Raw genomic sequence first — 22,394 nt, 5'->3', positions numbered from 1 at the left:
GAGGGTCGCCCCGATACTGGTGGTATCGGGGCGATCCCGACAACGCGGCGAGCGTGCGTGCCAGGCGTCGCCAGGTAGACGGGACTTTCGAAACATGCCCTAGGCGAGTTGCGTCGGCAGCGGCGCCGCGTGCACGACGGTCAGGCCCGACACGGCACGGGTCAGCGCCACGTACAGCCGGCGCAGGCCCGTCCGTTCGTCGGGCTCGCCGTCGACCACGGCGGCGGGCTCGTCCAGGACCACGTAGTCGTACTCAAGGCCCTTCGCCAGGGACGCGGGCACGAGCGTGAGCCGGGTGTCGGGCGTGGTCTCCTCGCCGGGGTCGAGGTACGTCATCCCGGCCGCCGTCAGCGCCTTCGCCAGCGCCGGGACGCGGGCGTCCGCGGCGATCAGCCCGATGGAGCCCTCCCGCCGCAGCGACTCGGCGCACGCCTCCAGGCAGGCGGCGTCCAGGTCGGCCAGGTCCTCGTGGGGCACCTGCCGCACCGCGAGCGAGCCCGGGGACTCGCGCACCGAGGCGACCGGCGTGAGGCCCGGCGCGATGTCCGGCAGCAGCCGGGAGGCGTACGCGATGACCTCGCGCGGCACACGGAAACCGGCCGTCAGCTCCTCCACGACCGCGTCCGCCTTGCCGAGGTGGGCGAGGGCCTCGGCCCAACTGCGCGTCGCCCAGGGCGTCGTGCCCTGCGCGAGATCGCCGAGGACGGTCGCCGAACCGGTCGTGCAGCGGCGCCCCACCGCGCGGTACTGCATGGGGGACAGGTCCTGCGCCTCGTCCAGCACCACGTGCCCCAGCGAGTGCGTGCGCGCGACGAGGTCGGTGGCCTCGTCGATCAGCACCGCGTCGGCGGCCGACCACTTGGCCGACTTCACGCTCCGGGCCGGCTTCGCCCACAGCAGGGCCTTCTGCTCGTCCGCGTCCAGGATCCCGTCCGCGTGCGCGGCCAGGAACTCGGCGTCGGACAGCAGCCGCAGCACCAGTTTCGCCGGGTCGACCGGCGGCCAGACGGCCTTCACGGCCGCCTTCACCGCCGTATCGCGCGCCACCGCGTTCTGCACCCGGTCGTCGGGGGCCTCGCCCGCCTCCTCCATGCGGACCAGGACGGCATGGGCGATGCGCTGCGGCAGCGCGTCGCGGGCGGCGCCGTAACGGATGTCGCGGTCCAGCAACTCCCGCACGATCTCCGCCAGTTCGTACGCCGGTACGCGCCACCGGCGGGAGCCGCGCACGACCATCAGGGGCTCGGTCGGCTCGGTGACGTGCGAGCGCACGGCCCTGCGCAGCACCTGGGCCATCCGGGCGTCGCCCTTGACCAGGGCGGTGGCGGAGTCGTCGGTGCCGCGGACCTCCACGTGCGCCACGAGGTCGTCCACGGTGGCCTGCTTGACCTCCAACTCGCCGAGCGCGGGCAGTACTTGCTCGATGTAGTGCAGGAAGGAGGCGTTGGGCCCGATGACGAGCGTCCCGGTGCGGGCGAGCCGCTCCCGGTGGGCGTAGAGGAGGTAGGCGACGCGGTGGAGGCCGACGGCGGTCTTGCCGGTACCGGGGCCGCCCTGCACGCACACGCTGCCGTTCAGGCCGCCGCGGACGATCTCGTCCTGCTCCGGCTGGATGGTGGCGACGATGTCCCGCATCGGGCCGACGCGCGGCCGCTCGATCTCCTGCTGGAGGAGCCGGCCGGTCCGCTCGTCCTCGGCGGGGTCGCTGAGGTTCTCGTCCTCGTACGCGGTGAGGTCGCCGCCCGTGTACCCGAAGCGGCGGCGCAGCGCGACGTCCATCGGGTCCTTCTTGGACGCCCGGTAGAACGGCTGGGAGACGGGCGCGCGCCAGTCGATGACCATCGGGTCGCCGTCGGCGTCGTGCACATGGCGCCGCCCGATGTAGAACTGCTCGCCCTCGGCGCCCTCGGCCTGCTCGGCGCCGGGGGCGTGCAGGTAGTCCAGCCGCCCGAAGAACAGGGGCGTGTGGGCGAGGTCGGCGAGGGACTTGATGCGGTCGTCGATCTGCCGTTCCAGGACGGCGGCGTTCACCCAGTTCGCGGTGACGTCGCGGATGTCGAGGGCCTCGGCGTCCGCGCGCATGGCGCGCAGCGCGGCACGGGACGCGGCGAGGTGCCCGCGTTCGCGGGCAAGGGGGTCGGTCGGGTCGTGCGCCTGCACGGGGTGCCTCCGGCGGTTCAGCGGGGGTGGTCTGTTGCTGCCGCCCGGTTTCCGTCCGGCCGGCGGCGCTCCGCGGGGGAGGCCGGGGAGGGGGCATCCTAGGCGCCGAGGGGCGGCCGTGCCATCGGTTTCTGGCCGGGGGCCGGGGGGCCCTTTGTCTGCGGGCCGGCGGGGGTTCCCTCAGGGGCGCGGGGAACTGCGCGATCAGCCACGACGCACCTGCGGGGACTGGCCGGCGTGTTGGGTTGTTCTTTGTCTGCGGGTGGGCGGGGGCTGGCCGCGCAGTTCCCCGCGCCCCTAGGGGGGTCTCGGCGGGGCTGTTGATGTGCGGTGCCGGGGGTTTGCCTCAGGGGCGCGGGGAACTGCGCGATCAGCCACGACGCACCTGCGGGGGCGGGCCGGGGTCTTGTTTCCGCGCGGGTGGGTGGGGGCTGGCCGCGCAGTTCCCCGCGCCCCTAGGGGGTCTCCGCGAGGGCTGTTGATGGGGGGCCCGGGGTTTGCCTCAGGGGCGCGGGGAACTGCGCGAGCGGCCACGGCGTGCCCGCGGGGGAGTGGCTCCGCGGGGACGAGGGGGTTAGTCCTCGGCCAGTTCGGCTACGCCCGTTACGCGGTGGAGGGGGAACGTGCGGACCTCGTCCGCCGTGTGGTCGTAGGCCGTCACGTAGCCGCCCTCCACCCGTACAGGCGCGATCACCCGCTGGCTCGCGGCGCCCTCCGCGTTGACGAAGCCGATCCACACCGCCTCCCCCGTCATCACCGCCGCCTGCATCGTGGCGAGGGTCTCCGCGGACGTCGTACGGGGCAACGCGCCCCCCGGCGTACGGGGGCTCTCCTTGCGGGGCGCCGTCGAGGCCAGATCGCCCGCCCGGATCGCCCGGACGGCCGCGCCGATGAGCGTGGCGTCGGGCAGCGGCGGCCCGTCCGGCACCGGCTCGGGAGCCGAGCGGGGCGGAGTGCGGTGCGCGTGGGCCCGGGTGATCAGGACGTCCCCGTCCGCCGACTCCGCGGCAGGCGCGAAGCCCATCGTGCGGAGCCCTTCGAGGAGCGTGCCGGGATCCGCCTGCGCGGCCAGCACGGTCGGCGCGAGGCGGCGCAGCCGCAGCCCCTGGGAGCGCTTGTCGGCCAGGATCTCGTTCAGCAGCGCCTCGTCGTCGCAGCGCACATAGGCGGAGGCGGCCCCGATACGCAGGTGCCCGTGCCGACGGGCCACGTCGTCGATCAGATAGGCCAGCGGCTGGGGAACCGGCGTACGGGAGTGCGCCGCGAGGAACGCGTGCAGGTCGGACGCCGACTGCCCGGCGTCGAGCGCCCGCCGCACCGAACCGGGCGTGAAGCGGTACACCGTGGCGCCGCCCTTGGACTCCACGTCGGCGAGCACGGCGAGGGCCTCGGCGAGCGGCCGCTCCAGCGGGCCCGGCGCCACGGCCGTGAGGTCGGCCTGGAGCAGGACGTGATCGAGCGGCTCGGGCAGCAGCGGGGTGAGGATCTCCACCGCCCGGCCGGCGGCGGCGACCTGCTCGGCGCCGGCCGGCGGACGGACCCCGAGGGTGCCGGGCACCCCCTCCGGGGCGCCGCCGATCAGCGCCCTGCCGTGCGCCGACAGGGCCCCGCGACCGGTGACGCCCAGCAGTTCGGCCTCGTTCAGCGTCCACTGGGCGATGCGGGTCCGCAGGTCGTGCGCGGCCGGCGAGGGCCGCTCCCAGTGCAGGCGGGCCAGGAGGGAGTCGGGGTCGGGCGCCGCGCCCTCGGGGAGCCCCGCGAGGAGGGAGAGGACCCGCCGGCGCACCTCGGGCGCCACCGACCGGTCCAGGTGCGGGCCGAGCGCCGACAGCGTGCGGTCCTTGCCGTCGCGGCCGCCGATCAGGCCCGCCGTGCGGGTCGCCGCGAGCCACGCGGTGGCCAGTACGGCCCAGCGACGCGGCGCGGGCAGCTCCTGCCACTCGTCGTACGCGGGTGTCGCCGCGTACCGCTCGTCGGCCTCGCCGTCGGAGGCCACCAGGCCGGCCGCGTAGGACAGCTCCACCCAGAAGGCGGCCATCGGCTCGGGCATGTCGAGCGCCACCGCCGTCCGCTTCAGGTCGCGCACACTCAGACCGCCGGCGCGCAGCACGGCCGGGCCGCCCTCGTCCCACTCCTTGAGGAGTTCCTCGACGGTGGCCAGGGCCGTGTACGCCTGGCCGGCCGCCGTGGCGTCCACAACCTGTGGACGGTGCTCGCGGCCCGGCGCGACGGGCGGCGGCGTCGGCGCGGGCGAGCGGTGGGCGCGGCCCGCGCGCAGGTGCAGGGCCGCCTCGCGGGGCAGCACGACCGTGCCCGGCGCGGTGGGCAGGAGCAGGCCGCGGTCGAGCAGCCAGCGCAGATGGCGGGCCGGGTCCGCGGTGACCTGGCCGTAGGGAGGGCCCCAGACCAGGCGGGAGAGGACCTCCACGGACTCGGCGGGCGCCTCGTCCAGGAGCGCCGACATGCGGGCGCGGTCCGTGAACAGCGCGGTGAGGGCCTCGACCGCCGAGACCGCGTCATGCGTGGTGGGCAGGCCCGCCGCCGCGACGATGTCCTGCATCCGGGTCGGCGACATGCCGGCCGTGGCCTCGGCGACGGTCGGGCCCAGACCGGTCGGGGAGGGGTGCTGGGGGCTCGGGGCGAGCAGCTCGCGGGCGGTGCGGACCAGGCGGAGCCGGTCGTCCGTGCCCCACACCAGGGCCTGCCCGTGCAGGGTGCGCAGGGCGCCGGGCAGGGCGTCCGCGACCGCCGCGTCGCCGTCGTCCCCGGCGAGCAGGCCGAGCAGCTCCTCGTACGACGTGGGCTCCGGGGCCACCGCCAGGGTCTGCGCCACCTGCTGCGTGAACAGGTCCAGGCGCTCCAGGGCGCGCACCACGGAGGCGCGGGTGCCGGCGCGGGCGGCGAGCTGCGTCAGGTCCGTGGGGACGGGGTTGAGGAGGTCCGGGCGGGCGTGCAGCAGCTCCGCGAGGGCGTCGTCCTCGCGGGTACGGAGCGCTTCGGCGAGGGAGCGGAGGGTGTCCCCCTTTTGGGGGGGACGGCTCTCCTGGGGGTGCGGCGGCTCGTCGGTGCTCATCCGGCTCACGTTAGCGGGTCTTGGGCGTGGGGGTCGCCCACGCACCTAGGGGGTTTCGGCGGGACTGTTGATGGGGGGCGCCCGGGATTTCCCTCAGGGGCGCGGGGAACTGCGCGACCAGCCACGACGCGCCCGCGGGTGCGGGCCGGGGGATCTTGGGTTGTTCCTCGCCTGCGGGTGGGTGGGGGTTGGCCGCGCAGTTCCCCGCGCCCCTAGGGGGTTTCGGCGAGGGCTGTTGATGGGGGGTGCCCGGGGTTTGCCTCAGGGGCGCGGGGAACTGCGCGACCAGCCACGACGTGCCCGCGGGGGCTGGCCGCGCCGTTCCCCGCGCACCTTGGGGCCTTCCTAGGGGGCCAGCCAGGCGTCCGGTGAGGGTTATGGCGTGGGGCCAAGACGCCGATGCGGCACACTGGACGTTTGGGCTAGGGAAAGGGCGGGCGCGTGAACGGTCCCCTTATCGTGCAGTCGGACAAGACACTCCTGCTGGAGGTGGACCACGAGCAGGCCGACGCCTGCCGTCGCGCCATCGCCCCGTTCGCGGAGCTGGAGCGCGCCCCGGAGCACATCCACACCTACCGCGTGACCCCGCTCGGCCTGTGGAACGCCCGGGCCGCCGGGCACGACGCCGAGCAGGTCGTGGACGCGCTCGTGGAGTTCTCCCGCTACCCCGTCCCGCACGCCCTGCTCGTCGACGTCGCCGAGACGATGGCGCGCTACGGCCGCCTCACCCTCTCCAAGCACCCCACCCACGGGCTCGTCCTGACGACCACCGACCGGCCCGTCCTCGAAGAGATCCTGCGGTCCAAGAAGGTCCAGCCGCTCGTCGGGGAGCGGCTCGACCCGGACACCGTCGCCGTCCACCCCTCCGAACGCGGGCAGATCAAGCAGACCCTGCTGAAGCTGGGCTGGCCCGCCGAGGACCTCGCCGGGTACGTCGACGGCGAGGCGCACAAGATCGACCTGGACGAGAGCGGCTGGACGCTGCGGCCCTACCAGCAGCAGGCCGTCGAGGGCTTCTGGCACGGCGGCAGCGGAGTGGTCGTGCTGCCCTGCGGCGCCGGGAAGACCCTCGTCGGCGCCGGGGCCATGGCGCAGGCCAAGGCGACCACGCTCATCCTCGTCACCAACACCGTCTCCGCCCGCCAGTGGAAGCACGAGCTGGTGAAGCGGACCTCCCTCACCGAGGACGAGATCGGCGAGTACAGCGGGACCAGGAAAGAGATCCGTCCCGTCACCATCGCCACGTACCAGGTCCTGACGACGAAGCGGAAGGGCATCTACCCGCACCTGGAGCTGTTCGACTCCCGCGACTGGGGCCTGGTCATCTACGACGAGGTGCATCTGCTGCCCGCGCCCGTCTTCAAGTTCACCGCCGACCTCCAGGCGCGCCGCCGCCTCGGCCTGACCGCGACCCTCGTACGGGAGGACGGGCGCGAGTCCGACGTCTTCTCGCTCATCGGGCCCAAGCGGTTCGACGCCCCGTGGAAGGAGATCGAGGCGCAGGGCTACATCGCGCCCGCCGACTGCGTGGAGGTGCGGGTCAACCTGACCGACGGCGAGCGGCTCGCGTACGCCACGGCCGAGGCCGAGGAGAAGTACCGCTTCTGCGCGACGACGGCGACCAAGCGGAAGGTGACCGAGGCGCTGGTCAAGAAGCACCAGGGCGAGCAGACCCTGGTCATCGGCCAGTACATCGACCAGCTCGACGAGCTGGGCGCCCACCTGGACGCGCCCGTCATCAAGGGCGAGACGACCAACGCGCAGCGCGAGAAGCTCTTCGAGGCCTTCCGGCAGGGCGAGATCTCCGTCCTCGTCGTGTCCAAGGTCGCCAACTTCTCCATCGACCTGCCGGAGGCCACCGTCGCCATCCAGGTGTCGGGCACCTTCGGCTCGCGCCAGGAGGAGGCGCAGCGGCTCGGCCGGGTGCTGCGGCCCAAGGCGGACGGGCACGAGGCCCGCTTCTACTCCGTCGTCGCGCGGGACACCATCGACCAGGACTTCGCCGCGCACCGGCAGCGGTTCCTCGCCGAGCAGGGGTACGCGTACCGGATCGTCGACGCGGACGAACTGCTCGCCGGCGACTGAACCGGCCCTCTCACGCGCCGATCAGGAGCGCGGCGGGGACCGCCACGACCGACGCCCAGGCGAACGCCGTCCGCAGCCACGCCGCGCCCGCGTCGCGCGGCGTGCACCAGCCCGCCGTCAGGCAGCCGAGGCCCGTGAACGCCGCCAGGACATAGCGGGCCACCAGCTCCCGGTGCGCGGGCGTCGACGCGCCGCCCAGGTCCGCGTCGAGCCGGACGACCAGCAGACCGACCCCCAGGAGCAGCAGGACGGCCGGGGTGGCGAGGGCCAGGCCCATGACGCGGGACGGCGCCGGGTCGGGGCGGGCGGTGTCACCGGCGGGGGAGTGCGCGGCCGGGGCGCGGGTGTGCGGGTCGGCGGTCGTCCTGCTCGGCCAAGTTCGTTCCATGGGGCGAGTCAACCTCGGGGCGTGGCGGTGGCACCTCGGTGCGCGTACTCAGACGCGTACTCAACAGGAGCGGCAGTACGAGGGCGAGCAGGGCGTACGGTGACGCCAACGGCTGCTGCCACCAGGGCAGCCGCAGGTCCAGGTCGCCGTGGTGGGGCAGGAGCCAGAAGGTGCGGGCCGTGAAGAGCGCGGCCACGGCGGCGGCCGGGCGCGGCCGGCCCTCGGCGACCAGGAGGACCAGCAGCGGCACGCACCACACCCAGTGGTGCGACCAGCTGATCGGGCAGACCAGCAGGGTCGTGAACGCGGCCAGGAGCACGGCGCGGGGTCCGTCGGGCGTCCGGCGGATCAGCCACAGCCCGGCGGCCGCCGTCAGGGCGGCGGGGACCGCCCAGGTGAGGCCCGGTTCCGCCGTGTGCAGGGCCCGCGCGAGCAGGCCCTGGAGCGACTGGTTGTCGACGATCCACGCCTTGCCGACCCGGCCCGTCTCGAAGACGCGGCGCGTCCAGAAGTCGACGCCGGCGCCGGGCAGCACCAGCACGCCGGCGAGGACGGTCCCGGCGAACGCCCCCAGAGCGGTGACGGCCTCCCGCGTCCGCCCGACGACGAAGAGGTACGCGACGAAGAACACCGGGGTCAGTTTGATCCCGGCGGCCACGCCCAGCGCGACGCCCCGGCCGGGGGCGCCCCTCGGCCGGGTCAGGTCCCACAGGACCAGACAAGCGACGGCGAGGTTGATCTGCCCGAACACGACGGTCTGGAAGACCGGTTCCAGCCACAGCGCGAGGGCGGTGGCCGCGCACAGCCGGCGGGGGCGGAGGCGCAGGCCTGCCAGCCGGCAGGAGAGGTGCAGGAGCAGCCCACAGAGGGCGGTGTTGCCGACCAGGAAGAGGAGCTTCAGGGCGGGCACGGGGAGCCAGGCCGCCGGTACGAAGAGGAGCGCGGCGAACGGCGGGTAGGTGGCGGGGAGTTCCCACGCGGTGACGGTGAACCCGTACAGATCGCCGCCGTCGAGCACGGCCCGGCCCTCGGCGCGGTAGACGAGGGCGTCGGCCATGGGGACGTGCCGGACGACGCAGAGCGCGGCGAGGGCGGCCAGGGAGAGCGGCGGGGCGAGGAGGGTGAAGGTCGCCGTGGGGGAGGGGCGCGGGACGCGGGGGTACTTCACGGGGGGACGGTAACGGCTCCCGGCGGGCCGCCCGGGGACCGGCGCGCACCGCCGCGCGGGCCGGTGTTGGAGGCACCCCCGCCCCAACCGGTACCGTCGGGGCCGGGGAAGAACCAACGCAGCCGCCCCGGAGGGGACTTCGTGGGGATCGAGAGCGATCAGCTGGTCTACGACTATCTGAGCCGGGTCGGGGACCTGGCCCAGCAGCGGCAGTTGACGTCCGGCGACCGTATGCGCCTGGTCGCCGACCTGCGCCTGCGGATCGACCGCGACCGCGCCGGGGCGACGGCCGACACCCCCGCCGCCGTCCGCCGCATCCTGGCCCGGCTCGGCACCCCCGAGGACGTCGTCGACGCGGCGGGCGGCCCCCCGGGCCCCACCACCCCCTCCCCGCCCCCCGCACCCCGACCGAGCACCCCCCAGGCGGCCGTCCCCACCCAACGAGACCCCCGCCCACGCCGCAAGCCGGCGCCGAACCCGCCGAGGCAGACACCCGAAGCCGAAGCCCGGGACACGGACGGCGCCGCCGCCGAAAGCGGGGGCACGGGCGGGGCCGGAAGCGGAAGCCTGCGCGGCGACGGAGACAGGACAGCAGGCGGAAGCAGCGGCAGGACCGCAGGCGGCGGAAGCAGCACCGCGGGCGGCGGCGCCAGCAAGAACCTGGGCGGTGGCGAGAGCAGGACTGCGGGCGGTGGCGGGCGTAGGGGCCTGGACGGCGGCGGGAGCAGGGCTGCGGGCGGTGGCGGGCGCAGGGGAGACGGCGACGGCGGCAGGAACGCGGGCGCCGGCGGGCACGGGGGCCTGGACGGCGACGGCGGCAGGAACCCGGGCGAGGGCGAAGGCGGTGGGGGCGAGGCGGTCAAAGGGCTGCGGCGGCTCGTGCCGCGGCCCCGCCGCGCCCCCAAGTCCCCGCCCCCGGAGGGCCTCGCGGGGCTGGAGGGCATGGAGGGCCACCGCCCGTCCCCGCCGCACCTCGCGGGCTCGCACGAGCTGGGACCGAGCGGCTCCGAGCCCGACTGGTGGCGCCTGGACAGCAGCCCCTTCGGCCTCGCCGACAGCGTCCCCGGCTTCGTCGGCGGCGTGGAGATCCCCGAGATACTGAAACCGCCGCCGGCCCCGGACGACCCCGTACGCCCGGCCAAGGACGGCAGCGCGAAGGGCGACGCGGTCGACGGGCCCCTGGACGCCGACGAGTTCGGCGAGGCCGACGAAGCCGAGGGGCGCCGGTGGTGGCGGCCCCGGCTCGGCGGTGGCGAGGGCGTGCGGTTCGCCAACCCCCTGCTCCTGTGCGCCGCGGCACTGCTCCTCGTGGGCGCCGTCCTCGGCAGCCTGCCCGCCCTCGGCGGCGGCTGGCTCATCGCCTACCTCTCCCGCAGGCTCACCCGCGCCGAGGCGAAGTGGGCCGTGTTCGGGATGCCGGGGCTCGCGGTGGCCGCCGGTCTGGCCTGGCTGTGGGGGCGTACGGACGGCAGGTGGGGCGAGCCGGTCCGGGAGGGCCACATGAGCGACGCCATCGCCGGGACCTGGCCGTGGGTGGTACGCGGCGCGGCCGTCGCCTCCGCGCTCTTCCTGGTGTGGAGATCGCAGCGGCGACGGCTGTGAGCGCCCGGCCTACTTCTCGGTGAGGTCCGCCCGCAGCTCGTCCAGAATCCGGTCCGCCGCGGTGTAGCCGATGCCCTGGATCCACAGCTCGTCGTCCACGGTGTGGACGTTGCCCGACCTGACCGCCTTCATGTTCTTCCACAGGCCGCTGCTCGTGGTCCGCGTCTGCTTGGCCTTCTTCGGGTCGCCGTACGTGGACCGGAAGATGACGTCGGTGTCCGCGAGGTCGATCTTCTCGGGGGAGAGGTCGTAGGAGAAGCCGTCCTTCGCCTTCGCGGAGATCGGGGCGCGGCCGAGACCGACGTCCTTGAGGATGGTGGCGATGTAGCTCTGCTCGCCGTAGAGCCGGATGTCGGCGCCTTCCACGAAGCGGATGACGTTGACCTTCGTGCGCTCGGCCTTCGCGGGCCCGCCGATGGCCTCGGTGACCTTCCGGGCGTGCGCGCGGTAGTCGGCGACGACCTTCTTCGCCTCCGCCTTCTTGCCCAGCGCGTCCGCGTGCACCTGGAAGTTCTCCTTCCAGGGGTAGCCGGTCGTCTCGGTCATGACCGTCGGCGCGATCTGCTTGAGCTGGTCGTACTTGGCAGCGTGCCGGATCTTCGAGGTGAGGATCAGGTCCGGTTCGAGCGCCGCGATGGCCTCCAGGTCGGGGTTCAGCATCTCCCCGACGTCCTTGACGCCGCTGACCTTGTCTTTGGGCAGGTAGCCGGGGAAGCCCGACCCGGCCTCGACGTGCGTGGTGCCGACCGGTGTGACGCCGAGTGAGATCGCGGAGTCCAGCTCGGCGGTGTCCAGGACGACGACCCGCTTCGGGGCGACGGGGACCGACACGTCCCCCATGGCGGTGCGCACCGTGTGCGTCCTGCCCGCACCGGAGCCCTCGTCGGAACCCGAGGAGCCGGAGGAGTCGGAGGAGCCGCAGGCGCCGAGCGCGAGCGCGCCGGTCAGGGCCAGGGAGGCGGTGAGGAGCGCGCGACGGCGAGGCGAGGAGCGGAAGCGGGAGACGGTCAGGGGCATGGGGACGCCTTTCGGGCTGCGTTACACGGGGGCGGGGGCGGGCGCCGACCACGGCGCGCCGGGGACGACCAGGGGGGAGCCGGTCACGGGGTCCGGCACCACCACGCACTCCAGGCCGAAGACCTCGCGCACGAGTTCCTCGGTGACGACCTGCGACGGGGGCCCCTCGGCGACGACCTCGCCGTCCTTCATGGCGACCAGGTGATCGGCGTAGCGCGCGGCCTGGTTGAGGTCGTGCAGGACGACGACGACCGTGCGGCCCCGGTCGTGGTTGAGCCGGCGCACCAGGTCGAGGACCTCCACCTGGTGGGAGATGTCCAGGTACGTCGTCGGCTCGTCCAGGAGCAGCAGGCCGGTGTCCTGGGCGAGGGCCATCGCGATCCACACGCGCTGGCGCTGGCCGCCGGAGAGTTCGTCGACGGGGCGCTCGGCGAGCGCGGTCACGTCGGTGCGCTCCATCGCCTCCGTCACCGCCTTCTCGTCCTCATCGGACCACTGCCGCCACCAGTGCTGGTGCGGCTGGCGGCCGCGGGCGACGAGGTCGGCGACGGTGATCGCCTCGGGCGCCACGGGAGTCTGCGGGAGCAGCCCTATCTGCTGGGCGATCTTCTTCGTGGGCAGCTTGCCGAGGGCCTCGCCGTCCAGGAGGACCGCGCCGCTCTTCGGCTTCAGGAGCCGGCCGAGGGCCCGCAGGGTCGTGGACTTGCCGCAGGCGTTGGGGCCGACGATGACGGTGACCCTGCCGTCGGGGACGGCGAGGTCGAGACGGTCGACGACCGTGCGGTCCTCGTAGGCGAGGGTCAGCCGGCGGGCCGCGAGACGGGCCGGGCGGGGGCCGGGCGGCGGGTGGGCGGTCACGACGTGCCTCCCTTGCGGACGGAGCGGCCGCGGACGATGAGCCAGATCAGGTACGGGGCGCCGACGGCCGCCGTCAGCACGCCGACCGGCAGCTCCGTCGGCGCGAACATCCGGCGGGCGAGCAGATCGGCGAGGACGACGACCAGCGCTCCCACCAGCGCCGAGCACAGCAGGGGGAGCTGCGCGGTGCGGGTCAGCCTGCGGGCGATCTGCGGGGCGGCGAGCGCCACGAAGTCGATGGGCCCGGCGGCGCTGGTCGCCACGGAGGCGAGGACGACACCGAGCAGGACCAGGCCGAGGCGTACGTGTCCCAGGCGCACCCCGAGAGCCGTCGCCGTGTCGTCGTCCAGGGTGACCGAGCGCTGCGCGCGGGCCGCCCAGCACAGGCCGGGCAGCAGCACGAGCAGGGTCAGGGCGAGCGGGTCCGCCTCCGTCCAGCCGCGGCCGTTGAGGGAGCCCGTCATCCAGATCTGCTCCTGCTGGGCGACGAGGTAGTCGCCCTTGGTCATGAAGAGCGTCGTCACCGAGCGCAGGGCGACGGCGAAGCCGATGCCGATGAGCACGAACCGGGTGGCGTGCAGGCCGCCGCGCCACGCGAAGACGTACACGAGGGCGGCCGCGGCCATGCCGCCGAGCACCGACAGGTAGGGCAGCACGGCGTACGAGGTGACCCCGAAGGTCAGCGCGCCGACGGTCAGCGCGCTCGCGCCCTGGCTGATGCCGATGACGTCCGGCCCGGCCAGCGGATTGCGGGCCACGGTCTGGATCAGCGCACCGGCCACGCCGAACGCGGCGCCGACGAGGAGCCCCACCACCATGCGGGGTGCGCGCAGCGTGCCCACGACCAGCGCGTCGGGGGAGGGCTGCCCGAGGACGACCTTCACCGCCTCGACGGGCGGGACGTACGACGCGCCGGCACAGAGGTACGCCAGACAGCTCGCGGCCAGCAGAGCGCCGAGGCCGAGGGCGACGAGGGCGGCACGGCGGTGCAGCAGGAAGGCGGCACGGCGCAGCCGGACCACGGTGTAGCCGGCGGGCCGCAGCCGCGGGGAGGCGAGGCTCACGCGGCCACCGCCTTGCGGCGTACGAGAGTGACGAGGAACGGCACCCCGATGAGCGCGGTCATCACCCCGGCGGGCACCTCGCTCGGCGGGAACACGATCCGCCCCACCACGTCGGAGACGAGCAGCATCACGGGCCCGAGGACGGCCGCCATGGGCAGCGTCCAGCGGTGGTCACCGCCCACCACCGCGCGGGCGATGTGCGGCACGGCGAGACCGATGAAGGCGAGGGGCCCGGCGGCCGCGACCCCCGCCCCGGTCAGGACCGTCGCCCCGAGCCCTCCGACCACCCGCACCGCCGCCACGTTCTGCCCGAGGCCCTTGGCGACGTCCTCGCCGAGCGCCAGCGCGTCGAGGCCGCGCGCGACCGAGAGGACGAGCACCAGGCCCACGAGCAGGAACGGCCAGATCCGGCCGGCGATGTCGGCGTCCCGCCCGGAGAGCGAGCCGACCTGCCAGAACCGGAACTCGTCCAGCGCAGAGGCCCTGGTGGTGAGGATCGCCGTGGTCACCGAGACCAGCAGGGCGTTGACGGCGGCGCCGCCCAGCGCGAGCTTCACCGGCGTCGCCCCGCCCCGCCCGCCGGCGGCGATGGCGTGGACGGCCAGCGCCGTGACGCCGGCGCCGGCGAACGCGTACCAGACGTAGCCGGTCAGCGTGTGGACGCCGGCGAAGGCGATGGCGAGGACCACGCCCACCGAGGCGCCCTGGCTGATGCCGAGGACGCCGGGGTCCGCGATGGGATTGCGGGTGAGGCCCTGGAGCACCGTGCCGGCCAGCGCGAGTGCCGCGCCGACCATCAGACCGACGGCGGTGCGCGGCACCCGCATCTCGCGGACCACCTCGGCGGAGTCGCCGTGCCCGCCGTGCAGCAGCGCGTCCAGGACGGCGGAGGGCGCGATGGCGCGGGCGCCGACGGCGAGGCTGAGCGAGGCCGCGAGCAGCAGGGCCACGACGGCCGCCGCCATCAGGGCGGCGCGTCGTACGGGCACACGCATCGGCTGGCTCGTTTCGGGAGGGGGGAGTCGGGGCGGCACGTGCGGAAGTCGGGTCTCGGAGCGGGGGAGTCGGTTCTCGGAGTGGGGGGAGTCGGGGCGGCGCGTCGGGAAGTCGGGGGGCCGCGGGCGGCAGTTGGTAAGGCTTGGCTAAGTCTAAGCCGGGGGTGGGGGGACGCCTCGGCACAATGGGCGCATGACCTCACGCGCGCTGACCGTCGGCTTCGACCTCGACATGACCCTGATCGACTCCCGGCCGGGCATCAAGGCCGCCTACCAGGCGCTCTCCGCGGAGACGGGCACCTACATAGACGCGGAGCTGGCCGTCACGCGCCTCGGGCCGCCGCTGGAGCAGGAGCTGCGGAACTGGTTCCCGGAGGAGGAGATCCAGGAGATGGGTGACCGCTACCGTGAGATCTATCCCACATACGCCATCGCGCCGACGCTCGCGCTGCCCGGCGCCCGCGAGGCGGTGGCCGCGGTCCGCGCGCGCGGTGGCCGCGCGATCGTGGTGACCGCCAAGCACGAGCCCAACGCGAAGCTGCACCTGTCGCACCTCGGCATCGAGGCCGACGCGGTCATCGGCTGGCTGTGGGCCGAGGCGAAGGCGGTGGCGCTGCGCGAGCACGAGGCGGCCGTGTACGTCGGCGACCACACCGGGGACGTGCGCGGCGCGCGTACGGCGGGCGCGCTGTCCGTGGCGGTGGCGACCGGCCCGTGCGACGCGGCGGAACTGCGCGCGGCGGGCGCGGACGTGGTCCTGGCCGAGCTGACGCGGTTCCCCGCGTGGCTCGACGCGTACGCCGCCGGGCAGGACCGCTGACGCGCGCGAGGCAGGTGTCAGCCGGCCGCGGACCTCGCCCGGCGGCGCTGGACGGCGATGCCGCGCAGCACCCCGGCGGCGGCGACGACGAACCCGACGCCCATCAGCATGCACACGGCATACGCGACGGGCGGGAAGGGCTCGGTGCCGAGAAAGAGGGGTGCCACGGTGACCAATGTGGCCACCGCGCCGATGAAGAAGACGATTGCTCCGATCCGGACCATCCCGTCGCCGGGCCCGGCCGAATTCGCTTGGGTTTTGTCACGCACCCCACCAGGGTAGTTCCCTGCGCGAAGGAGGAACCCGGAGGAAGAGATTCGGGGACGTCTTGTCACCGGGCGCCGGACCAATAGGCTTGGTTCCGGCGGGTCGGGCGACCCGCTGTAGTGCTATCCAGAGCCGTTTTCGCCCCGTCATTTCCGGTGGGGCGGACCGGCACAGACGAGTACGACGAGTACGAGGACGAGGACTTCACGTGCCTACCGGCAAGGTCAAGTGGTTCAACAGCGAGAAGGGCTTCGGCTTTCTCTCCCGCGACGACGGCGGCGACGTCTTCGTGCACTCCTCCGTACTGCCCGCCGGCGTCGACACACTCAAGCCCGGCCAGCGCGTGGAATTCGGTGTGGTCGCGGGGCAGCGCGGCGATCAGGCCCTTTCCGTCACCATTCTCGACCCGACCCCTTCGGTGGCGGCCGCGCAGCGCCGCAAGCCGGACGAACTCGCGTCGATCGTCCAGGATTTGACGACCCTCCTGGAGAACATCACGCCGATGCTGGAGAAGGGCCGCTACCCCGACAAGGCGTCGGGCGCGAAGATCGCGGGGCTGCTGAGGGCGGTCGCGGACCAACTGGACGTGTGACGGCATGACCCCGCGCACTGGACGTATGACGGCATGACCCTGCGCCGGGCGGGCTCTTCGGCCCGTCCGGCGGCGAGGGGCGGGCCCCTCAGGCGGCAGGACGGACGGTCAGGCGACGGTCATTCGACGGGTCAGGGGAAGGCCAGGGCCCCCGGCGGCAGCGCGGGCACGAGTCCCTCCGCCGCCGCCCGCGTCAGCAGCCCCCGCACGGCCGCGTAACCGTCCTCGCCGAGGTCGGCGGTGAACTCGTTCACGTACAGGCCGATGTGCTGGTCGGCGACCGACGGGTCCATCTCCTGCGCGTGGGCCAGGACGTAGGGCCGGGACGCCTCGGGGTCGTCCCAGGCCATGCGGACCGAGGCGCGGGCCGCCCGGGCGAGCTGTTCGAGCGCCGCGGGGCCGAGGCTCCGCTTCGCGATGATCGCGCCCAGCGGGATCGGCAGACCCGTCGTGGCCTCCCAGTGCTCGCCCATGTCGGCGAGGCGGTGCAGGCCGTAGTTCCGGTAGGTGAAGCGGGCCTCGTGGATGACCAGACCCGCGTCGACCTTGCCGTCGCGCACCGCGGGCATGATCTGGTCGAAGGGCAGGACGACGATCTCACCGACGCCCTCGCCGCCGAGCGTGTCCGCCGCCCACAGCCGGAACAGCAGATACGCCGTGGACTTCTCGCTCGGCACCGCGACCGTCCTGCCCCGGAGGTCCGCGTCGGGCTCGCGGGTCAGGACGAGGGGCCCGCAGCCCCGGCCGAGCGCGCCGCCGCAGGGCAGCAGCGCGTAGGTGTCGAGGACGTAGGGCAGGACGGCGTAGGAGACCTTCAGCACGTCGAGATCGGGGTCGGCGGCCGTCGCCGCCGAGGTCGCGGCGCGCTCGGCGATGCCGTTGGTGACGTCGATGTCCGCGAAGGTCACGTCGAGAGCGGGGGCGCCCGGCACCCGGCCGTGCGCCCACGCGTCGAAGACGAACGTGTCGTTGGGGCAGGGCGAGTACGCGATGCGCAGCGTGCCGTCGGCGGGCGCCGCGGGGGCCTGGTGTTCAGTCATGCGTGTTCCAACTCTCCAATACCGGCGCGAACTTCCCGAACGCGTCGCTCAGCGCGGTCAGCGCCTCACCGATCCGCCAGGCGGCGCGGTCGCGCGGGCCGACGGGATTGGAGACCGCGCGGACCTCCAGGACGGGCAGTCCGTGCAGGGCGGCCGCCTCGGCGACACCGAAACCCTCCATCGCCTCGGCGAGGGCCCGGGGATGGCGCCGGCGCAGCTCGGCGGCGCGGGCGGCGCTGCCGGTGACGGTGGAGACGGTCAGGACGGTGCCCCGCGCGGCGCCACAGGCGGCGGCGACCCCTCGTACGAGGGAACGCGGCGGGACATGGGTGACGGCGCCGAAGCCCAGTTCGGTGACGGGCGCGAAGCCCTCGGGGGTCTCGGCGCCCAGATCGGCGACGGTGATCTCGTCGGCGACGACGAGGGAGCCCACCGGGGCGGCGGGCGGGAAGCCGCCGCCGATGCCCGCCGAGACGACCAGGCCGTAGGGCCGGCCGTCGGCGGCGGCGCGGGCGAGCGCGGTGGCCGTGCCCGCTGCTGCGGCGGCGGGGCCCACGCCGACGGCCAGCGCGTCGATGCCCGGGGTCAGGGGCAGCGCGCGGGCCACCGCGTCCCGTTCGGCGGGGACGGCGGTGGCCACCAGGACGCGCGGGTGGGGCACGGGAGCGGAGGTCAGGCGTCCTTCTTGAACTTGAACGACCACAGGCCGGTGGCCTTCTGCGTGCCGCCCTTGCCGCCTTCGAGGAGGCTGACGGTCGACTTGTCGCCGCCGCCGCCGTACTGCTGGTTGAAGAAGACGCTGCCGGGGATGACGACGTACGTCTTCTTGCTGGCCTCGGTCAGCGGCTGACCGTTCATCAGCAGCGTCCAGCCCTTGTCGGCGACCTCGGGGTCGACGCCGAACCGGACCTTCTCATCGGGGTCGATCTTGACGGTCTTCACGTCCTTGTCCTGGAGGCAGGACTTGAGCTGCGACTTCTTCAGCTCCTTGCCGTCGTTGTAGCAGGAGGCCTCGGTGTGCACCGAGTCGCCGCCGACCGTCACGGTGGCCAGCGGCGTCGGCTTGTCACAGGCCGAGAGGACGAGGAGTCCGGCGGAGACGGCGCCAAGGGCGGCCACGGTGCGGCGGCGGCGCGCCGCGCTGTTCACATTCGCGGCTCCGCCGCGGAGCAGGGAGGTCATGGGCGAAGGCTATCGGGCGGGCCTCGGGGTGCTGTTACGCGGGGGTCGCGGGCGCGTTGCCCCGCTGGGTCGCGGGGGCCGTTCGGGCGGGGCCCCGGCCGCCGCGGGCGGGGGCCGGGGGTCACTCCACGCGGGGGCGCGGGCCGCTGTGGCGGGCGGCGGCGAGAAGGCCCCGGACGGTCGAGAGCCAGCCGAGGGCGAGGATCCCGGCGGCCACCGACAGGCCGAGCGAGCCGTTCAGCGGCAGGGCGATGCCGACGCCGCCGCCGATCACCCAGGCGACCTGGAGCAGCGTCTCGGAGCGGGCGAAGGCGGAGGTGCGGACCTGTTCCGGGACGTCCCGCTGGATCAGCGCGTCCAGGGACAGCTTGGAGAGGGCCTGCGCGAAGCCCGCGCAGGCGCCGAGGCAGGCGACGCCCACCGCGCCGAAGAACACCGCGGAGGTGATCGCCACGCCCAGGACCACGGCGACGACGGTCACGATGATCATTTCGGGGGCGCGGGACTTCAGCCAGGCGCCCACGGCCGTGCCGAGCGCGTTGCCGGTGCCCGCCGCGACGCCCACTATCCCGAGCGAGACCGCCGCGCTCTGCCCGCCCAGCGGATGCTCGCGCAGCAGGAACGCCAGGAAGAAGATGAGGAACCCGGAGAGCATGCGCAGCGCGGCGTTGGCGGCCAGGGCGTGCGTGACGGCCGGGCCGACGGTCCGCAGCCCGAGCAGGCCCTTGCGGGTGGTGTCGTGGGCGGCCTCGGCGCGGGCGTGCAGACGCAGGTGCTCCTCGTCGGCGGCGAGCAGCGCCTTGCTCTCGCCCTTCGCCGAGTCGACCTTGCGGGGCAGCGAGAACGACAGGAACATCCCCGACACGAAGATGACGAAGGCGCCGTACAGGGGCCAGCGCGGGCCGAGCGCCTGGAGCCCCGCGCCCGCGGGCGCGGCCACCGCGGTCGCGAGGAGACCGCCGAGGGTGACCCGGGAATTGGCCTTGACCAGGGAGAACCCGGGTGGCAGCAGGCGTGGCACGACGGCGCTTCGCACCACTCCGTACGCCTTGGACGCCACCAGGACGCCGAGCGCGGCGGGATACAGCTCGACGCTGCCGGTGGCGACGGCGCCGGAGAGCACCAGGGCGAGAAGGGCGCGGGCCAGCATCGAGCCGGCCATCGCGGCGCGGCGGCCGTGCGGGAGGCGGTCGAGGAGGGGGCCGATGACGGGGGCGAGGAGGGTGAAGGGGGCCATCGTGATGGCGAGATAGAGCGCGACGCGGCCGCGGGCCTCGTCCGTCGGCACGGAGAAGAACACGGTGGAGGCCAGGGCGACAGTGATCATCACGTCGCCCGCGCCGTTCACCGCGTGCAGCTCGATCAGCTTGCCGAGACCCGACTCGCCCGCTCCGTGGGCGTGGGTGGCCTTGCGGATGCCGCGGGCGGTACCGGTGAAGGGGAAGTGCAGGGCGCGGCCCAGCGCGCGAACGGTCCGCCGCGCGGGGCCCGGCGCGGCGGTTCCTACGGACGTCGACCTGGTGGGGGCCATTTGGTCATAGTGCCCTGTTGAGGGGGTTACTAGCGGGAAACTGGCTGTGAGCCTTGGGGGCGCCCTCGCAGCGGGGCGGGTCGGTCTCGTGCCGTCGGTCCCGGGCCCCGTCTTTCGCCGCGGGGTCTCCCACCCACCCGCCCGATTGCCCCGCGTTGGGCCGCGCCGTTTGAGGCCGTCTTGCAACGGGGACGGATCGGTCTCGTGCTCCCGGTCCCCGGCGCTGTCTTTCGCCGCTTCGCGGCGGTTGTCCCACCCACCCACCCGATTGCCCCGGGTGAGAAAGGGCGGGTGGGTGGGGAGAACGCCGCGAAGCGGCGACGCGGTCACGGGTCGAGCCGGGGTGATCAGGGGCCGGGCTTCCGTCCCTGCACCCCGAGGGCAAGAAGAGGCGGCGGGGTCTTCGCCCGTGCGGCCCAGGGGAAGTGCGGCTTCCGGGCGCATGGCGTGGGGGTGGGATTTCGCCGGGTGGACGAGGCACGAGGGGCACCGCCTCGGCGCGTCGGGGCGCAGGTTTCGGCCAACCGTCCAAGGGCCGCAGACCAGTGCGGAACGGGGGCGCCGACGAGGGCGAGGGACGCTCGTGCGTACGTCGGTGTAGGCCCAGGGGCCAGGAGAAGGTAGCGTGCGTAGCGCGCCTGCGGCGGTTGTTCTTGGCCGCGCGCCTCTCGGTCATCCCGCAGAATGGGTGACGTAGGTGCGCCCGAGAACGTCGGGCGCGGACGTTGACGCGGCCCCCTGGTCCGCTCCGTCCGCCCCCCGCGTAAAGGTGGCGCACTCGTGAGACGGCGTAGGAGAGAAGCGATACCTGTGAGCGCAGCGACAACGCGAAGCCGTACCCCGCGCACCCCGCGTACCCCCGACCGCCTGTGCGCCGAGGCGGTCGGCTTGGCGCGCGCCGCGGCAGAGGAGGCCGCCGCGCCCGGGGTGGTCGGTGAGCATGTCGAGGTCGTCGTCGAGGGCGACCGCGTCGTCACGCACCTCTTCGAGTGCAAGGACTTCGGCTACCGCGGCTGGCGTTGGGCGGTGACGGTCGCCCGGGCCTCGCGGGCGAAGATCGTCACGCTCGACGAGACGGTCCTGCTGCCGGGTCCGGACGCGCTGCTGGCCCCCGAGTGGGTGCCGTGGAGCGAGCGGCTGCGCCCGGGTGACATGGGCCCCGGTGATCTGCTGCCGACCGACGCCGAGGATCTCCGCCTGGAGCCGGGTTTCACCGGTGAGGAGGAGCCGCCGCCGAACTCGATCGTGTCGCAGGAGATGGCGGCGCTCGTCGAGGCCGAGGACGCCGAGGTCACGGTGGGCTCGCCCGCCGAGCTGCCGATGGCGCCCGCCCGGGGCTCGATCGCGTCGATCGCCGACGAGCTGGGCATGCGCAGGGCGCGGGTCCTGTCGCGGTACGGGCTGCATGTCGCCGCGGACCGCTGGGAGGAGACGCACGGCGCGAAGACCGCGATGGCGCAGGCGGCGCCGGCGGCGTGTGTCAGCTGCGGGTTCCTGGTGGCGATCGGTGGCTCGCTCGGGCAGGCGTTCGGTGTGTGCGCCAATGAGTTCGGGCCCGCGGACGGGCATGTCGTCTCCCTCTCGTACGGCTGCGGGGGTCACTCCGAGGCCGCCGTCATGCCGAAGCCACCGCGGCCGGCGCCGCCGGTTCTGGACGAGACGCGGGTGGATGTGCTGCCGCTTCGGCCTTCGGCGGATTCGGGGTCGGTATCGGTCGAGGGGCCTGGGGCGGGGCCGGACGAGGACCTGGGTCACAGCTAGTTCCGGGGGCGGTGGTCGGCGTACGGACCTGCCGCCCGGGCCTCCGCCCGCTCCACCCTCTTGCCGCACCCCTGGCCCTTGGGGCCGCGCAGACGAAAGCCCCCTGAGCCACGCTCCCCGGCTCCCTGGGTCGCACGGGCGAAGACCCCGCCGCCTCTTCTTGCCCTCGGGGTGCAGGGGCGGGAGCCCGGCCCCTGATCACCCCGGCTCGACCCGTGCCCGCGTCGCCGCTTCGCGGCGTTCTCCCCACCCACCCGCCCTTTCTTGCCGCCTGACGGGCTGGGTAGAACGGTCGCCCCCTGGAGGTAATTACCAGCGGGACCGGAAGGCCCGCCGCGCAGCGGCGAAACACTGACTCGCACGGGCGGCCCAGCCCCGGCCGGTCCCGCCGCAGAGCGGCGACCGGGAGGGAGGGCGCGGGTCCGACCCGTCCCCGTTGCAAGAGCGGCCCAGAACGGTGCGGGTTGGTGCGGGGCAATCGGGTGGGTGGGTGGGAGACCCCGCCGCGCAGCGGCGGAACGGGGTGGCCGTTGTGGAGAGCGGGAGTCTGCCCTGCCGCGCAGCGGCGAAGGACGGTGCCGGGCGCGGGGTCGCTCGATCCCCCCGCTGTAGGAGCGGGCCCGAACGGTGCGGCTCGGTGCGGGGTAATCGGGTGGGTGGGTGGGAGATCCCGCCGCGCAGCGGCGAAGCACTGGCCCCCGCACCGAGGGCCGCCCCGCCAACAGCCCCCCCACCAACCACCCCCCACCACCCCCCACCAGGACGCGATACCGTTCGCCCCCGAGCCGAAC

The 22,394-nt window shown here is 74.3% G+C and carries 17 protein-coding genes and 1 pseudogene; 5 read left to right on the top strand and 13 right to left on the bottom strand.

Going from position 1 to position 22,394, the window contains the following annotated elements:
* Positions 1-99 precede the first annotated feature (99 nt).
* Positions 100-2,160, bottom strand: coding sequence for an ATP-binding domain-containing protein (locus ABZ385_RS24125; RefSeq protein WP_358589730.1), 2,061 nt, complete (start codon positions 2,158-2,160; stop codon positions 100-102).
* Positions 2,161-2,734: 574 nt separating this feature from the next.
* Complete coding sequence (locus tag ABZ385_RS24120; protein ID WP_358913094.1) at positions 2,735-5,233, bottom strand: helicase C-terminal domain-containing protein; 2,499 nt, start codon at positions 5,231-5,233, stop codon at positions 2,735-2,737.
* A 441-nt stretch (positions 5,234-5,674) separates the two neighbouring features.
* Here ABZ385_RS24120 and ABZ385_RS24115 point away from each other — a divergent pair, with 441 nt between their 5' ends.
* Positions 5,675-7,318 (top strand): DNA repair helicase XPB, encoded by a 1,644-nt coding sequence (locus ABZ385_RS24115; RefSeq protein WP_358913092.1) that lies wholly within the window; start codon positions 5,675-5,677, stop codon positions 7,316-7,318.
* A 10-nt stretch (positions 7,319-7,328) separates the two neighbouring features.
* On the opposite strand, the gene ABZ385_RS24110 is transcribed toward ABZ385_RS24115, so the two are convergent.
* Together ABZ385_RS24110 and ABZ385_RS24105 are read right to left on the bottom strand one after the other, a co-directional pair.
* Entirely contained in the window at positions 7,329-7,706 is a 378-nt protein-coding gene (locus ABZ385_RS24110; protein WP_358589724.1) for a hypothetical protein, read from the bottom strand.
* Positions 7,630-8,763, bottom strand: a complete 1,134-nt coding sequence (locus ABZ385_RS24105; RefSeq protein ID WP_358913103.1) for a glycosyltransferase 87 family protein — start codon at positions 8,761-8,763, stop codon at positions 7,630-7,632. The genes ABZ385_RS24110 and ABZ385_RS24105 overlap by 77 nt, the downstream gene beginning before the upstream one ends.
* Positions 8,764-9,015: 252 nt before the next feature.
* Between ABZ385_RS24105 and ABZ385_RS24100 the strand changes: the two are divergent.
* Positions 9,016-9,237: pseudogene (locus ABZ385_RS24100) on the top strand (hypothetical protein); the annotation flags it as partial.
* Between the two features lie 1,248 nt (positions 9,238-10,485).
* Here the strand turns inward: ABZ385_RS24100 and ABZ385_RS24095 are convergent.
* The 4 genes from ABZ385_RS24095 to ABZ385_RS24080 are packed head-to-tail and all read right to left on the bottom strand — an operon-like array spanning position 10,486 to position 14,410.
* Entirely contained in the window at positions 10,486-11,493 is a 1,008-nt protein-coding gene (locus tag ABZ385_RS24095; RefSeq protein WP_358913091.1) for an iron-siderophore ABC transporter substrate-binding protein, read from the bottom strand.
* 21 nt (positions 11,494-11,514) lie between these two features.
* Positions 11,515-12,351, bottom strand: a complete 837-nt coding sequence (locus tag ABZ385_RS24090; RefSeq protein WP_358913089.1) for an ABC transporter ATP-binding protein — start codon at positions 12,349-12,351, stop codon at positions 11,515-11,517.
* Entirely contained in the window at positions 12,348-13,415 is a 1,068-nt protein-coding gene (locus tag ABZ385_RS24085) for an iron ABC transporter permease (protein ID WP_358913087.1), read from the bottom strand. The genes ABZ385_RS24090 and ABZ385_RS24085 overlap by 4 nt, the downstream gene beginning before the upstream one ends.
* The gene (locus tag ABZ385_RS24080) at positions 13,412-14,410 is read right to left on the bottom strand and encodes an iron ABC transporter permease (protein ID WP_358913086.1); all 999 of its coding nucleotides are present in this window, start codon (positions 14,408-14,410) and stop codon (positions 13,412-13,414) included. The genes ABZ385_RS24085 and ABZ385_RS24080 overlap by 4 nt, the downstream gene beginning before the upstream one ends.
* 193 nt (positions 14,411-14,603) lie before the next feature.
* On the opposite strand from ABZ385_RS24080, the gene ABZ385_RS24075 reads away from it, so the two are divergent.
* Complete coding sequence (locus ABZ385_RS24075; protein ID WP_358913084.1) at positions 14,604-15,230, top strand: HAD hydrolase-like protein; 627 nt, start codon at positions 14,604-14,606, stop codon at positions 15,228-15,230.
* Between the two features lie 17 nt (positions 15,231-15,247).
* Here the strand turns inward: ABZ385_RS24075 and ABZ385_RS24070 are convergent, their stop codons facing one another.
* Entirely contained in the window at positions 15,248-15,499 is a 252-nt protein-coding gene (locus ABZ385_RS24070; protein WP_358588939.1) for a hypothetical protein, read from the bottom strand.
* 206 nt (positions 15,500-15,705) lie between these two features.
* Here ABZ385_RS24070 and ABZ385_RS24065 point away from each other — a divergent pair, with 206 nt between their 5' ends.
* A complete protein-coding gene (locus tag ABZ385_RS24065; RefSeq protein ID WP_055701393.1) occupies positions 15,706-16,089 on the top strand; it encodes a cold-shock protein in 384 nt (127 codons plus the stop codon).
* A 131-nt stretch (positions 16,090-16,220) separates the two neighbouring features.
* On the opposite strand, the gene ABZ385_RS24060 is transcribed toward ABZ385_RS24065, so the two are convergent.
* The 4 genes from ABZ385_RS24060 to ABZ385_RS24045 all read right to left on the bottom strand — a co-directional run bounded on the left by ABZ385_RS24060 (position 16,221) and on the right by ABZ385_RS24045 (position 19,842).
* Positions 16,221-17,129, bottom strand: a complete 909-nt coding sequence (locus ABZ385_RS24060) for a 1,4-dihydroxy-6-naphthoate synthase (RefSeq protein WP_358913082.1) — start codon at positions 17,127-17,129, stop codon at positions 16,221-16,223.
* The gene (locus ABZ385_RS24055; RefSeq protein ID WP_358588944.1) at positions 17,122-17,832 is read right to left on the bottom strand and encodes a futalosine hydrolase; all 711 of its coding nucleotides are present in this window, start codon (positions 17,830-17,832) and stop codon (positions 17,122-17,124) included. Before ABZ385_RS24055 ends, ABZ385_RS24060 begins: the two co-directional genes overlap by 8 nt.
* Positions 17,802-18,311, bottom strand: coding sequence for a DUF2771 domain-containing protein (locus tag ABZ385_RS24050; protein ID WP_358588946.1), 510 nt, complete (start codon positions 18,309-18,311; stop codon positions 17,802-17,804). Before ABZ385_RS24050 ends, ABZ385_RS24055 begins: the two co-directional genes overlap by 31 nt.
* A gap of 121 nt (positions 18,312-18,432) precedes the next feature.
* Entirely contained in the window at positions 18,433-19,842 is a 1,410-nt protein-coding gene (locus ABZ385_RS24045) for an MFS transporter (RefSeq protein ID WP_358588948.1), read from the bottom strand.
* Positions 19,843-20,652: 810 nt separating this feature from the next.
* Here ABZ385_RS24045 and ABZ385_RS24040 point away from each other — a divergent pair.
* Positions 20,653-21,603: a DUF3027 domain-containing protein gene (locus ABZ385_RS24040; protein WP_358588950.1), complete on the top strand. Its 951-nt coding sequence runs from the start codon at positions 20,653-20,655 to the stop codon at positions 21,601-21,603.
* Positions 21,604-22,394 lie beyond the last annotated feature (791 nt).

Source organism: Streptomyces sp. NPDC005898, from assembly GCF_040629635.1.
Lineage (GTDB): Bacteria > Actinomycetota > Actinomycetes > Streptomycetales > Streptomycetaceae > Streptomyces.
This window is presented reverse-complemented; position numbering and strand designations above follow the sequence as displayed.